8 protein-coding genes are annotated in these 15039 nt (G+C 62.4%); 4 read left to right on the top strand and 4 right to left on the bottom strand.

What is annotated here, in order from left to right; translation table 11 throughout:
• Positions 1-42: 42 nt before the first annotated feature.
• A complete protein-coding gene (locus AC3CBN_RS04385) occupies positions 43-3243 on the bottom strand; it encodes an efflux RND transporter permease subunit (RefSeq protein WP_488635600.1) in 3201 nt (1066 codons plus the stop codon).
• A gap of 237 nt (positions 3244-3480) precedes the next feature.
• Entirely contained in the window at positions 3481-4680 is a 1200-nt protein-coding gene (locus AC3CBN_RS04380; protein ID WP_488635599.1) for an efflux RND transporter periplasmic adaptor subunit, read from the bottom strand.
• Positions 4681-4825: 145 nt separating this feature from the next.
• Between AC3CBN_RS04380 and AC3CBN_RS04375 the strand changes: the two genes are divergently transcribed.
• Positions 4826-5779, top strand: coding sequence for a LysR family transcriptional regulator (locus AC3CBN_RS04375; protein WP_488635598.1), 954 nt, complete (start codon positions 4826-4828; stop codon positions 5777-5779).
• Positions 5780-5977: 198 nt separating this feature from the next.
• Here the strand turns inward: AC3CBN_RS04375 and AC3CBN_RS04370 are convergent, their stop codons facing one another.
• Positions 5978-6772, bottom strand: a complete 795-nt coding sequence (locus tag AC3CBN_RS04370; protein WP_488635597.1) for an undecaprenyl-diphosphate phosphatase — start codon at positions 6770-6772, stop codon at positions 5978-5980.
• Positions 6773-7108: 336 nt separating this feature from the next.
• On the opposite strand from AC3CBN_RS04370, the gene glnA reads away from it, so the two are divergent.
• From glnA to AC3CBN_RS04355, 3 genes are all read left to right on the top strand, one after another.
• Positions 7109-8524, top strand: a complete 1416-nt coding sequence (gene glnA / locus AC3CBN_RS04365) for a type I glutamate--ammonia ligase (protein WP_488635596.1) — start codon at positions 7109-7111, stop codon at positions 8522-8524.
• A 414-nt stretch (positions 8525-8938) separates the two neighbouring features.
• Complete coding sequence (locus tag AC3CBN_RS04360; RefSeq protein WP_488635595.1) at positions 8939-12358, top strand: autotransporter outer membrane beta-barrel domain-containing protein; 3420 nt, start codon at positions 8939-8941, stop codon at positions 12356-12358.
• A 96-nt stretch (positions 12359-12454) separates the two neighbouring features.
• Complete coding sequence (locus tag AC3CBN_RS04355; RefSeq protein ID WP_488635594.1) at positions 12455-13780, top strand: hypothetical protein; 1326 nt, start codon at positions 12455-12457, stop codon at positions 13778-13780.
• A gap of 6 nt (positions 13781-13786) precedes the next feature.
• Here AC3CBN_RS04355 and AC3CBN_RS04350 read toward each other — a convergent pair whose 3' ends face one another.
• Complete coding sequence (locus tag AC3CBN_RS04350) at positions 13787-14962, bottom strand: M23 family metallopeptidase (protein ID WP_488635593.1); 1176 nt, start codon at positions 14960-14962, stop codon at positions 13787-13789.
• Between the last annotated feature and the right edge of the window lie 77 nt (positions 14963-15039).

The following is a 15039-nucleotide window of genomic DNA, read 5'->3' as shown; positions in this document are numbered from 1 at the left end:
AGAGGGAGAAGTGTGGACATAAGATTTTTGAAGGACGACATATCAATGCTCCTCAAGGAGGTTGCCGGCCTGCGCCAAGCGCGCGGCCTTGCGGGCCCGGCGGCGTTCGCTCATGCGTTCGCCCCAGCCGCGCACCATCACGTAGAACAGCGGCGTGAAGATCAGGCCGAAGAAGGTGACGCCCAACATGCCCGAGAACACCGCCACGCCCATGGCGTGACGCATCTCGGCACCGGCGCCGTGCGAAGTCACCAGCGGCACTACGCCCATGATGAAAGCGAACGAGGTCATCAGGATCGGACGCAGTCGCAGGCGAGCGGCTTCCAGCACAGCCTGGGTGCGATCCATGCCTTCGATGATCTGTGCTTCGCGGGCGAACTCCACGATCAGGATCGCGTTCTTGCACGCCAGGCCCACCAGAACGATCAAGCCGATCTGGGTGAAGATGTTGTTGTCGCCACCGGACATCCACACGCCGGAGATTGCAGACAGCAGCACCATCGGCACGATCAGGATCACCGCCAGCGGCAGCAGCAGGCTTTCATACAGCGAAGCCAGCACCAGGAACACCAGCAGCACGCACAACGGGAACACCAGTACTGCCGTATTGCCGGCGAGGATCTGCTGATACGTCAGCTCGGTCCACTCGAACGTCATGCCGTTGGGCAGGTTTTCCTTCGCCAGCTTCTCGATGGCTGCCTGCGCCTGGCCACTGCTGAAGCCCGGAGCTGCGCCGCCGTTGATCTCGGCGGTGGGATAACCGTTGTAGTGCTGCACACGATCCGGACCCACGCTGTGGCGCACCGTGACGAACGAACCCAGCGGAATCGCCTCGCCGCTTGCGCTGCGCGTCTTCAGTCGAAGGATGTCCTCCGGCTCATGACGGAAGCTCGGCTCGGCGGAAACGTTCACCTGATACGTACGGCCAAAGCGGTTGAAGTCGTTGACGTAGAGCGAGCCAAGGTAGGCCTGCATGGTCTGGTACACATCGGCCAGATCCACGCCTTCGGTCTTCGCTTTCTCGCGATCCACGTCCGCATCGATCTGCGGCACGCTCACCTGATAGCTGGAAAACAGGCCAGCCAGCGTCGGTACTTTTGCACTCGCCTGGATCAAGCCCTGCGTCTGCTTGTACAGCTCCTCGAAGCCCGCATCTGAGCGATCCTCCACCTGCAAGCGGAAGCCACCAATCGTGCCCAGGCCATTCACAGGCGGAGGCGGGAAGATGGCGATGTAGGCGTCCTGGATGCCGGCGTACTTCTGCTGCAGGGCGGCAGTGATCGCGCCAGCCGACAGCGATGCATCGCGACGTTCCTCGAACGGCTTGAGCGTCACGAACACGATGCCGGAGTTGGTGCTGTTGGTGAAGCCGTTGATCGACAGGCCCGGGAACGCCACCGCGCTTTCCACACCTGGCTGCTTCAGCGCGATATCGCTCATGCGGCGAATCACGTCTTCCGAGCGATCGAGCGATGCGGCATCCGGCAACTGCGCGAACGACACCAGGTACTGCTTGTCCTGTGGCGGTACGAAACCGGTCGGCACATGGGCGAAGCCGAACAGACCCAGCAACACGAGGCCGCCATAAATCACCAGGGCGATGGATCCCGAACGCAGGATGCGCTTCACGCCACCCACGTAACGGTTCGCGCTGCTCACAAACAGGCGGTTGAACGGACGGAACAGCCAGCCGAAGCCACGATCGATCCAGAGGCTGAGCTTGTCCTTCGGCGCATCGCGGTCCTTCAGCAACAGCGCGGCAAGCGCAGGGCTGAGCGTGAGCGAGTTGAATGCCGAGATCACCGTGGAGATGGCGATGGTGAGAGCGAACTGGCGATAGAACTGACCGGTGAGACCGCTGATGAACGCCGCCGGCACGAACACCGCACATAGCACCAGCGCCGTGGCCACGATCGGCCCGGTCACTTCGCTCATGGCCTTGCGTGTCGCTTCCTTCGGGGAAAGACCGTGCTCGATATGACGCTCGACGTTCTCCACCACCACGATGGCGTCGTCCACCACGATGCCGATGGCCAGCACCAGGCCGAACAGCGACAGCGCATTGAGCGAGAAGCCTGCCATCAACATCACGGCGAACGTGCCTATAAGCGATACGGGTACGGCGACCAGCGGGATGATCGACGCGCGCCACGTCTGCAGGAACAGGATCACCACCAGCACCACGAGGGCGATCGCCTCGAACAGCGTGTGCACCACGGCCTCGATCGAGCCGCGCACAAACACGGTGGGGTCGTAGACGATCTGATAGTCCACGCCCTGCGGGAAATCCTTCTTGAGGTCGGCCATCAGCGCGCGGACTTCATCGGAGATCTGGATGGCGTTGGAGCCCGGGCGCGCAAAGATCGGCAACGCGACCGCAGGACGGTTGTTGAGCAGGCTGCGCAGCGCGTAGTTGTTGGAGCCAAGCTCCACGCGCGCCACGTCGCGCAGGTGCGTCACCGCACCATCTGCATCCTTGCGCACGATGATATTGAGGAAGTCCTCCTCGTTGATCAGGCGGCCCTGCGTGTTGATGTTGAGCTGGAATGCAGCGCTGTTCGGGCCCGGCGGCGCATTCAGTGCACCGGCAGCCACCGCCACGTTCTGCTCCTGGATCGCATGCACCACGTCACCCGTCGTGAGCTGGCGCACGGCCAGTCGCTCCGGGTCCAGCCACACACGCATGCTGTATTCGCCGGCGCCGAAGATCTGCGCGTCGCCAACACCGTCGAGGCGGGCCAGCTGATCCTTGATGTGCAGACGCGCGTAGTTCGACAGGTACAGCATGTCGTAGCGCTGATCCGGTGAGATCAGATGCACCACCATGGTGAGGTCGGGCGAGCTCTTCTGCGTGGTCACGCCCAGGCGCTGCACTTCTTCCGGCAAACGCGGCAAGGCCTGCGATACGCGGTTCTGCACCTGCACCTGCGCGTTGTCCAGGTCAGTGCCCAGTGCGAAGGTGACGGTGAGCGTCATCGCGCCGTCGCTGGTGGCCTGCGAGCTGGTGTAGAGCATGCCTTCCACGCCGTTGATCTGTTCCTCCAGCGGCGTGGCGACGGTTTCGGCGATCACCTTGGGGTTGGCGCCGGGATAGCTGGCGCGCACGACGACGGTCGGCGGCACTACTTCGGGGTATTCGCTGATCGGCAGCTTGAACAGCGCGATGCTGCCCGCGATGACGATCAACACGGAAAGGACGCCGGCCAGAATCGGCCTGTCCACGAAATATTGGGCGAGTTTCATTGCATTCGTCCTGGTTGCTCTTGGCACCATTCCCGCGTTGTGCGGGGAGTTTGGGAGCCTTGTTCGCGCGATGCGGGGACAGAGGCTCCCTGGCCCTCCTCCCAAAGGAAAAAGGCGTCAATGACTTGCTGGTCGTTGCCTAAGCCGTCATCCCTGCGAAAGCAGGGATCCAGTGCCTTTCGTGTTGCGGAGGAGAGTCACTGGATTCCTGCTTTCGCAGGAATGACGAGCCACGGCTTATGGATTCTGCGCGGCGTTCTTTCCCGAACCACCACCAGCCATCTGCGCCAGCTGCTTGTTCGGATCGAGGCTGCGCGTTTCCATCGCCACCTTGGTCGGGTTCACTTCCACGCCAGGGCGCACGTGCTGGATGCCGTTGACGACAACCGTGTCCTTCGCATCCAGTCCGTCGGTCACCACGCGCAGGCCGTCCAGCAGCGGACCGATCACCACGCGGCGGTATTCCACCTTGCGGTCCTTGTCGATCACGTAGACGTACTTGTTGCCGAGGTCGGCGGCGATCGCACGGTCATCCACCAAGGCACGCGGCTGGCGGCTGTCGCTGCGCAGCTGGATGCGTACGTAGAGGCCCGGCGTGTAGCTCGAATCGGCGTTGTCGAATACGGCGCGCAGGCGAATGGTGCCGCTGCCGGCGCGCAGCTGGTTGTCCACGAAGTCGACACGGCCGGTGTGCGGAAAGCCCTTCTCATCAGCCAGTGCCATGGTGATCTGCGGCGAACTGCCGTGCTCGCGACGCTGGCGGTCGAACTTCAGGTAGCTGTGCTCGTCGACGTCGAAGTAGGCGTAGATCGGGTCGATGCTCACCACGCTGGTCAGCACATCATTGCTGGTGACCAGGTTGCCGGGCGTCACCAGCGCATTGCTGACGTGACCGTCGATAGGCGCGCGCACTTCGGTGAAGCTGAGGTTCAAGCGTGCGGCGTCTAGCGCGGCGTTGGTCGAGGCAACTTGGGCCTTGGCACTTTGCGCTGCGGTGGCCTGTCGGTCAGCTTCCTCTTTGGCGATGGCGTGCTGCTCCAGCAGACGCTGCGCGCGCTCGGTGTTGGACTGGGCCAGCATCTGCTCGGCCTTGGCCTGGCTCAGGTTGGCGTTGAGCCGATCCACCTCGGCCTGGTACGGGCGTGGGTCGATGCGGAACAGCAGGTCGCCCCTGCGCACGATGGCGCCTTCCTTGAAGTGCACCGAATCCACGTAGCCGCCCACGCGGGGTCGCAGCTGGATGGTGTCGACCGCCTGCAGGCGGCCGGTGAACTCGTCGGCGTCGTCCACCGCACGCACCAGCACCTGGGCGACGGTGACAGCGGGCGCAGGCGGCGGGCCGGCTTGGGCGTGAGTGTCGCTGCTATGGCCCAACAGGGCCCAGCTGCCGCCCACCACGGCAAGGGCGAAAATGGCGAGGATCCATTGTTTCTTCATGTCGCGCTCCCAGATTGAACTCGTCGACGTCGGGGTACGCCTACGAACAGGGGCGGAAGATTAGGTGTACCATCTGGTTCAATAAATACCTTCTTGTGCAATGCAATAGTGATTCCCAGTCACGAATGGGGTAAAAATCCAGCCTATGGAAGACTTTGCCGCAATTTCCGCGTTCGTCCGTGTGGTCGAAGCCAAGAGCTTTGCCGCCGCCGCCGTCCAACTGGGCATGACTCCTTCCGGCGTCAGCCGTGCGGTGTCCCGGCTGGAGGAACAGCTTGGCGCTCGTCTGCTGTTCCGATCGACCCGTTCGCTGCGGTTGACCGACGATGGCGCCTCATTCCATGCACGTTGCAAGGAGATCCTGGCCGATCTGGCTGAAGCCACAGAGGCCCTGGGCTATGCCAGTCGCAAGCCGACGGGCAAGCTGCGCATCGGCGCGCCGGCCGCCGTGGGCCGCACGGTGATCATTCCGCGCCTGGCCGATTTCGAGCAGCACTATCCGGATATCCGTCTAGAGCTGTCGATGTGCGATTACCCCTACGACCTCAACGAGGAGGGCATCGACTGCGCCGTCCGTGTCGGTCCGCTGGAGGACTCCAGCCTGATCGCCCGCAAGATCGGCTACTTGCGCAACGTGATGATCGCCTCGCCGGACTACCTGGCGAAACACGGTGCTCCCCAAAGCATCGAGGACCTCAAGCAGCACCGCTGCATCAACTACATCCTCCCCAACGGCCGCCCCCGCCAATGGCAGTTCGAGACACCCAGCGGCCAGGTCGCCGTCGACATCGATGCACACATGTTGATCAATGATGCGGAGTCGGTGATCCAGGCGGTGGTGTCGGGCCTCGGCATCACCCAGGCACCCCACATCGTTGCCGCCTGCATGCTCGACTTCGGCAAGCTGGAGCTGGTGATGACCGACACCATCTCTACCGGTAAGCCGGTATGGATCGTCTACCCGCAGAAGAAGCACCTGTCCGCCCGCGTGCAGGCCTTCATCGAGTGGGTGCGCGAAGTGTTCGAGCGAACCAATGAGCCGGAGAAGCACAAGAAGCCGGTGGCGGTGGCAGCGGAGCCGCAGCGCATTCGCGCCTGATCAACGTTTTTCTGTAGGAGCGCACCCTGTGCGCGACAAACCGGCAGGAGTGCCGGTTTGCACAGCGCAAGCTGCCCGTAGGACGAGGGCCAGGGATGGCCCGAGTGATAAGCCATCCACCGAAGGTGGCCTCGCGGAGTGGTGACGTCATAACTCCGCGGTCGCGCACAGGGTGCGCTCCTACAGTGAGATCCCCGCTTACGCGCCAGTCGGCATGAACAACAACAGTGCGATGCCCAGCGCGATGCGATAGATCGCGAACGGCGTGAAACGATGGCTGCGGATATAGCCGAGCAGCCACTTCACCGCCACGAAGGCCACGATGGCCGACACCACGAAGCCGACGCCGAACGCAGTCCAGTCCTCGTGCACGCCGCCTTCCTTGAGCACTTTCAACAACTCGTAACCGGTGGCCGCGTACATGGTGGGAATGCCCACCAGGAAGGCGAACTCAGTGGCCGCCGCGCGATTGCTGGTGCCGGCCAGCATGGCTGTGAAGATGGTGGCGGCCGAGCGCGAGGTGCCAGGGAAAATGCCGGCGACCATCTGCGCGATGCCAACCAGAATCGCCACTCGCCAGGTCACCTGCGTGCGATCGGGCTGGCGCGCCGCGAGACGTTCGGCAGCGAGCATCCACACACCGCCAATCACCAGTGCCCACGCCACCGGCGTCACCGCTTCGGGCAGCTTGAAGCCCAGTTTCACCGCGATAAAGCCGAGTACCGCGGTAATCAGGAACGCCACCGTCAGCTTGGCCAGGTAGTCGCGATTGGCCGGATCACGCCACTGCGTGAACAGCTGCCAGATACGGCCCCAGTAGATGAAGGTCACCGCCAGGATCGCGCCCGCCTGGATGCCAACGTTGAACAGGTCCGAGCGCTCGCCCAGTCCGAACTTTTCGGCGATCAGCAGGTGCCCTGTGCTGGAGATGGGCAGAAACTCGGTGATGCCCTCGATGATGCCGAGCAGGATGACGTTGATCAGATCGCTCACAGGAACTCCGGAATGTTGGGCGACACCGGTTCCATGCCGGCGCAAAGCGGCATAGCTTAAGGGACTGGTGTGGCGTTTTTGGGCCCAGTGGATGAATGGTTGTACCGTCACCTTTCGGGTCGTCTCGGCTCGTCATCCCGGCTTTCGTCGGGACGGCGAGCGTGAAGATAATTGCACTATTACGGTGCATTCGAATGTTTCATATTCGTGCAACATGCCTGCACCAGGACCGCCCGTGTTCGCATAAGTCTTTGATGTAAAAAAAGAGGTTGGCTTGGCACACACCTTGCTCAACCGCTTGTCGTTTTCCTCACTTTTAGCCCGCCGAGGTTGTCCATGTCGTCCCCCGTCCAGAAAGTGCTCGATCTGATCCAGGAACACGAAGTCGAGTTCGTCGACTTCCGCTTTGCCGACATGCTCGGCAAGCACCACCACGTCACGTTCCCGGCCCATCAGATCGATGAGTCGACCTTCGAGGACGGCAAGATGTTCGACGGCTCGTCGATCACTGGCTGGAAGGGCATCAACGAGTCCGACATGGTCCTGATGCCGGATCCGGACACTGCCTACATCGACCCGTTCAGTGCGCACACCCAGATGGTGCTGCATTGCGACGTGCTCGAGCCGTCGACCATGCAGGCCTACGGCCGCGACCCGCGTTCCATCGCCAAGCGCGGCGAGGCGTTCCTCAAGTCCACCGGCCTCGCCGACCAGGCCTTCTTCGGTCCGGAGCCGGAGTTCTTCATTTTCGACTCCGTGCGCTGGCAGAACGACATGGGCCGCGTGTTCTACGAAATCGGTTCCGAAGAAGCCGCGTGGAGCTCGCGCTACAAGTACGACAACAACAACACCGGTCATCGTCCGGGCGTGAAGGGTGGCTATTTCCCGGTGAGCCCGGTCGATTCGCTGGGTGACCTGCGCGCCGACATGTGCAAGGTGCTCGAGTCGCTGGGTCAGGTGGTGGAAGTGCATCACCACGAAGTGGCCAACGCCGGCCAGTGCGAAATCGGCACGCGCTTCAACACGCTGGTGAAGAAGGCCGACGAACTGATGACGATGAAGTACGTCATCAAGAACGTCGCGCACCAGAACGGCAAGACCGTCACCTTCATGCCCAAGCCGATCGTCGGCGACAACGGCAGCGGCATGCACGTGCACCAGTCGCTGAGCAAGGACGGCAACAACATGTTTGCTGGCGACCTGTATGGCGGCTTGTCGCAGACTGCGTTGTGGTACATCGGCGGCATCTTCAAGCACGCCAAGGCCATCAACGCGTTCGCCAACTCCACCACCAACAGCTACAAGCGTCTCGTGCCGGGCTTCGAAGCGCCGGTGATGCTGGCCTACTCGGCCCGCAACCGCTCGGCCAGCTGCCGCATTCCGTACGTGTCGAGCCCGAAGGGCCGCCGCATCGAAGTGCGCTTCCCCGATCCGATGAACTCCGGCTACCTCGTGTTCACCGCGTTGATGATGGCCGGCCTCGACGGCATCATCAACAAGATCGATCCGGGTGCACCGGCCGACAAGGATCTTTACGACCTGCCGCCGGAAGAAGAGAAGAACATCCCGCAGGTGTGCTCCAGCCTCGACCAGGCGCTGGAAGCGCTGGACAAGGATCGCGACTTCCTCAAGGCCGGTGGCGTGTTCACCGATGACTTCATCGACGCGTACATCGGCGTGAAGATGCAGGAAGTGACCCGCTACCGCGCCAGCACGCATCCGCTGGAATTCCAGATGTACTACGCGCTCTGATCGCGTAAATCACTACGAGTGGGAAAAACAACGGGCGCTTCGGCGCCCGTTGTTTTTGTGCTGGCCCCATCCATGCGCGCAACCTCAATTCGTGTAACAGGCACACGTCGATGCTGAAATAGCGTGTCGGATCCGCCAGGCAAGCACATTAGAGATGACCTGGAACCGTTGTTCTACGCAGTCGCGCTTACGTAGTTATGCGGTTTTTTTCCCGTGCTCGTACCCCCAAGATGTCAGTCCCAATGGATCCACATCGGTTCCAGCGCTCCGAACATCGAGCGCGCGCGAATGGCTTTGTTCTATCGCCAGGGGAGAAGGGCTATGGATGGGCGTGGCGGGATTCCCAATGATGATGGTGTCATAGCGCCTGACAGGCGACGCGCGACTCCGCTTCGTTTGGCCGTCCATACGGCCTTGCAAGCGCGCAGCCGTGTCTTGCTGCTGGCGTTGATGGTTCCTGTGGCGAGTCAAGCCCAGACATTCAACACCTTCGTGACGGGAACGCGTAACAGCACCGTGACCGTGGGTGCCGCCAGCGGCAATACGCAGGTGCAGGGCGGCGCCAACCTGATCCCAACGACCGGCGGTGCCTTGACGCTCAACGGCGGATTGCTGGCTCAGTTCAATACGCAGGCTGGCAGCACGCCGGGTGCGATTAACGTCACCACGACATCCGCCACAGGCATCCAGACCAATAACGGTACGGTCGACGTGCTCTATGCCGGTTTGACCGTCACCACCAACAACGGCATCGGCCTTCTTGCCAACAGCAACAACATCAATGCGCGGGCCATCATCAACATCGATGCCGGCGCAACGGTGAACGTCAATTCATCGGGTGCCGCGCTGGGAGCCTATGGCGTGGGGGCTGCGATCAACGCCGACAGCGTTCTGCTGAATCTCAATGGCGGCAATGGGCGCGGCGCCGTTGCACAGGCCGGTGGCGCCATCGTGTTGTCAGGCAGTTCCGCCATCAACTCAAGTGGCGCCGCCGGCACGGCGCTGGCACTTGGCGCGGCAGATGCGGGTAGCACGGTCACGGTGAATGCTCCGATGCAGATCACCATGACGTCACCGGGATCCCAGGGTGTCTACATGTATAACGGCGGCCTGGTCCGGCTGCCGCAAGGCCAGGTCTTCAACTTCAATACCGGTGCGAATAGCGGTGCCCTCGGCATGATCGTGGACGGCAGCCAGGCAACCGCCGGCACGATCGGCAGCGGACTGACCTTGCATTTCAACGTCGGTGGCGTCGTCGGTAGTACGGGTTCCACGGGTGTCATCGTCAACAACGGCGGCAGCGTGGTGCTGGAAGGTCTTATTGTCGATGGGGCAAACGCCGCCACCGGCGTGTGGGTGTCACGCGGCGGTAGCGCGACGTTGACGGGTGGCAGTATCGACATTCAGTCGGGCAAGAATCCGGCTTACCAGTTGCTCAACAATGGCACGCTGCTCAACCCATCTGGTGGTGCGATCGGTCCTATCTATACGGGCGTGGCAAGCTCACCGGGCGCGGGACTGAAGTCGCAAGGTGGAACCATCACCGCCAACGGCACAGTGGTGAATACGACTTCTACCAACACCCACGGCGGTTATGCCTACTCGCTGCTGCCGTTGAATGGGACATCGACCTATCCCGCTGCCGTGCTCGACTTGACCGGCGTGAAGATCACGACCACCGGAGCATCGTCCAATGGTCTCTATGCGGGCGATGGGGGACAGATCACCGGACGCGCCGGCACCACGATAACGACGAATGATGGCGCTGCGGCTCTGAGGCTGCTCGACTACGGGAGCCGAGGCGCGACATTCATCTCGCTTGCGGGCAGCACGGTCACGGCGACGGGATCGGCCATTGGCGTTCACGCTTCCAATCGTTCCGTCAATAGGACGGATACGATTACGCTCGCGGACACCCATCTGCAAAGCGACACCTGGGCGCTATTGGGCTATGGCCCTGTGGTGATGGACATAAAGCAGGGGAGCACGGTCGCAAGCAACGCGGGCCTGCTGCTGGCTGCAGGAACATCCGGTGGCCCGCAGGCGACCCTCGTCGAATTGAATGCGGACGGCAGCACGCTCAACGGACTGGCACAGGCCGACGTGACCGATCTGGCCAACATCACGCTGACCGATCATTCGAGTTGGACGGGCGAGGCCTATTACGTCACTAATGTCGATGTCGACGCGACGAGCAGTTGGACGATACCGACCAATTCGCTGGTCTATGACACCTTGACCAATGCAGGCCTCGTGCAGTTCACGCCGCCTGGCACCGGCGACGTCTACAAGCAGCTCTACGTCGGCTCCTATGTGGGCGCGGGCGGCACACTCGGTATCCATACGTTCCTCAGTGATGACAGTTCTCCGACGGATCGCCTCGTCATCAATGGCGGCACAGCGACCGGCCACAGCCTGATAGCCGTCAACAACACAGGGGGACCGGGCGCGCTCACCACCGCCAACGGCATTCCGGTCGTGGAGGTGGCCAACAACGGGACGACGGACGCGGAGGCGTTTGCGTTGGCAGGGCCCGTGGTGGCGGGCCCGTATGAGTACAACCTCGCACGGGGAGGCGCATCGCCAGGCACGGAGCATTACTGGTTCCTTCGCTCAACGCGTAACTGCGAAGGGATCGAGCATCCGGATTGCCCGCTGCCACCACCACCGGCACCACCTGCACCACCCCCGCCGCCTGATCCCCCGGCGCCGCCGTCACCTTCACCACCGTCGCCGCCGCCGGATCCAGTCAATCCGCCGGCACCACCACCTGCGCCGCCAGCGCCACCGCCGATCCCTGGTCCCCTGGAGCCGGAGGGTTCGGTGCAACCCGCCATCCCTGATTACCGTCCGGAGGTATCGCTGTATACGGCGTTGTCCGGCATGGCGCTGCGTTACGGCTGGGCCACGTTGGGCAACCTGCACGAGCGCGTCGGCGAGGAAGAGCAACTGCGCAATCGCGGCGATCTGCTACAGGACAATCCCGTCAATGGACTGTGGGTGCGTGTGATCGGCGAAGACGGCGACGTCAATGGCTCGAAGTACGGCATCTACGGCGATGGTCCCAAGTACGACTACAACATCGCAGCCTTCCAGGCCGGGTTGGACATCTATGCCGAACAACATGACAACGAGCAGCGCGATCACGCCGGCCTGTACCTGGGTACCGGGCGCATTCGCAGCGATGTGACGAACTACGACGGTGCGGATGCCGGCCGCAACGTCGTGAAGGGCCAATCGCTAGGCTTGTACTGGACGCACTTCTGGACGGAAGGCCAATACCTCGATGCTGTGTGGCAGGGCACGTGGTCCAAGTCCAGCGCGCAATCGCTGGAAGGCTTGGCCTTGCATCGCTCAAGCTTCGGTTGGGCCGGATCATTGGAAGGCGGCTATCCCTTCCACGATGACACGCAGGTGTGGGAACCGCAGGCGCAAGTGATCTATCAACGCTTCAACAGCGGACAGGCCAGTGATGCCGCCGCCATCGTGCGCTTCAGCGACATCACTTCCCTGGCTGGACGCCTCGGTCTGCGCTGGGCCAACACCTGGACGCAGGAGCCCGCCAAAGATGGCAGTCCGCGTCTGTTGACCGGCTGGTTGCGATTCAACGTATGGAAGGAGTTCAAGGGACAGCCCGTCACGTCGTTCTCATCGGAGAATGGCTACGTGCCGTTCGAAGGAAGCATCAAGGGTTCGTGGTGGCAGCTCAATGCCGGTATGACCTGGGAGTTGGACAAGAACACCTCGTTCTACGCCAACCTGGGCTATCAGCGCGGTTTCGGCAGCCGTAACTTCGATGCGTGGGACGGCAAGCTGGGCTTTCGCTGGAATTGATGAAGCGGCGCCGGCGGCAAGAAAGACGAAAGGGCGCCATGGCGCCCTTCGTGTTTTCTGCCACTAGAATCCGCCGAAGGGATTGGGGGCTGACTGATGCGGCGAGTGCTGAAGGGACTGGCGTGGTTGGTGGCGTGCGCGCTGCTGATATTGGCGGCCATGTTTACGTGGGGACGTCTGCGCCCTCCGACTGACTCGCAGGCCAGGGCATTGGATGCGCTAAAGCAAGACCTGAAACCTGCGCAGGGACGCAATGCGTTTCCCTTGCTGTGGTTTGTCGACTTCGATGTTCCCGCCGATCAGCTGGATGCGGCATACGCGAAAGAACTGCAACGCGCCCATGCGTGGGCAGCAAACAAGCCTGGTCCGGATGCCGGCCCCATGCCGGGCCCGCAATCGACCTTTCCGGCCCTGCCGAAGCTGACGGCAGACGAGAAGGCCACGTTGTGCGTTACGCGCGAGAAAGACTGCCTCGGCAAGGTGCGCGCGCATCGCGAAGAAATACGCGCGCTACTGTCCACGCACGCCACCCGCCTGGCGCGGGATGAAGCGTTGAGTGGATACGACTATGCCTGGAGCGACGTACCAGTTGGCATGGAGATGGTCATTCCTCCTTATGGTGCGTCTATGGGCTTGTGGATGAGCGCAACCGCGTTTGAATTCGTGGATGGCCGAACCTCGCAGGCCATGCAGCAGGCGTGCAGCCAAGTGCTGACCATGCGCAAGTTGCATGCGCGCAACAACACCCTGATCGGCGAGATGATCTTTGCCGTCCGTTTGCAGGGAGCGGTCAATGTATTTCTGCAGATGCTGGCTGAGCTGCCGGCGGATGAGGCGTTGCCAGCGTCCTGCGGGCAGGCTTTTGCTCCGCTTACCGCTATGGACGTCGATATGTGCGCGAGCGCGCAGACCGAATTTGTCTTCGCCCAATCCGTCATAGCCAATGTGCGTGAGAGCGACGAGCCGTGGTATCGCCGTTGGTCCTGGTCGAGCCAGGGAACCCGGCGACTGTCCGCCCAAAACTACGGCGCCCAATGTGCGCCGATGATCAATTCGCAACTGCTGGCCGATCGCCCCATCGCGTTGGCGAGCGTTGTATCGGGTCCGGATGTATTCGACATGATCTCCAACGCGGCAGGCAGCGTGCTGACGCGCATGGCGCTGCCGGCCTATGGCGACTATGTGGCCCGTCAGCAAGATGCCGTTGCCAGCCTTCGCCTTGGCGCTTCCGTCCTGTGGCTGCGCCAGGCACAAGGCCAGCCGGGCTCCTTGAGCGATCATCTCGCGCAACGGCCCGCGTGGATGCATGTAGCCACCGATCGGCAACTTCAGCTATCGGCGGATGGCCGCAGCATATCCATGCGCTTGCATAACCAGCCCAATGAATGGCCGACGACATGGCCGTTGCCTGCGGAGCTTTAATGTCCGTCAGCGCGCCGCTTCGCTTGAGAAATCCACCACCGCAAGCGGCGCGGGAAACTCGCCGCTGTGAACATGGCTCGCCGCGTTCGATGATCGCTGCCAGGGCTTGCCTTCCCCGAACGCCTCAATGGATTCATAGACACCCATCACACGGAAGCGATCGAGACCGTAGGGCAGCCCTTCGGCATCCAGCGGCGCGTTTGCATCGCTTACGTGAAAGTGCAGATGCGGACCGGTTGATTCGCCGGTGAAACCCAGCCGCCCGATGACCTGGCCACGTTTCACATGCTCGCCAGCCTTCACCGTGATGCTGCCTGGCTTGAGGTGTTCGTAAAACGCAAAGCGCCCTTCACCCAGATCCAGCGCAACATAGTTGCCTGCGGCGTTTTCCAGCGGCACCTTGTGCGCGGCGTTATCGGCGAGTGACGCGGCTTCGGCAACGCCTTCGCCGGTGGAAGCGACTACCGCATCCGCCACGGCCAGTACCTCGGCCCCGTAACCGAACCATTGCGATGGCTTGGCACCGTCACCGCGCGCGAAGCCACCATGGTCGCCCACGCGAATCCAGTCGATGGCAAAGCGACCGGGCACATGCACCGCGCCGTTGACTGCGTAGAGCACACGACGGTGTCCGCGTTCCCAGCGTGTGTCGTAGATGGCCACCCAGGGGCCACCGCGCAACGGTGGGCCAAGTCGTAGCGGCGCTCGCGGCTGCACGGTGAACGCGCCGCCCTCGATGCTCGCGTCCGACGGTTGGTCCGTGGTGGACGCGTAGCTGACGCGATGACTGAGGTGAAGCGAACCCGCGATGGGTGCGGCGAGCGGCACCGACAGGTAGGCCACGCCATCAACGCCCGGCGGCAGACGTGAGCGCTCATGATCGGAAGGTCGATCGGGACGGCCGATGATGCTGTCGAGCGAGCTGCCCTCGAACTTGGCGAGTACGTGTCCCTGATCGTCGATAACGCTGATTTGCTTCAGCGTGAGTGGCTCATGCGCAAAGCTGGTCAGATGTAATTCGTAGACCAGCGAAACCTTGCCGTCGACAGTCACCGGCTCCGGTGTCCACGGCACGCGCAGGTCGAACGACTGGTACAGCGGCGCGCGTTGCGCGATGGCGATATTCGCAGAGAGTGCGATAGACAGCGCGATCAGGCCGCACAGAGTTTTTGGCCACGCCATGACATTGCCTTGCGGTGATTGGACAGCGCGAGGTTCCATCCTCGCGCGTCGCATCACCAATGCCAGATGTCACTAGG

This window comes from Dyella sp. OK584, from assembly GCF_057787755.1.
The sequence above is the reverse complement of the archived record's forward strand: the minus strand, read 5'-3'. Positions and strand labels throughout refer to the sequence as shown.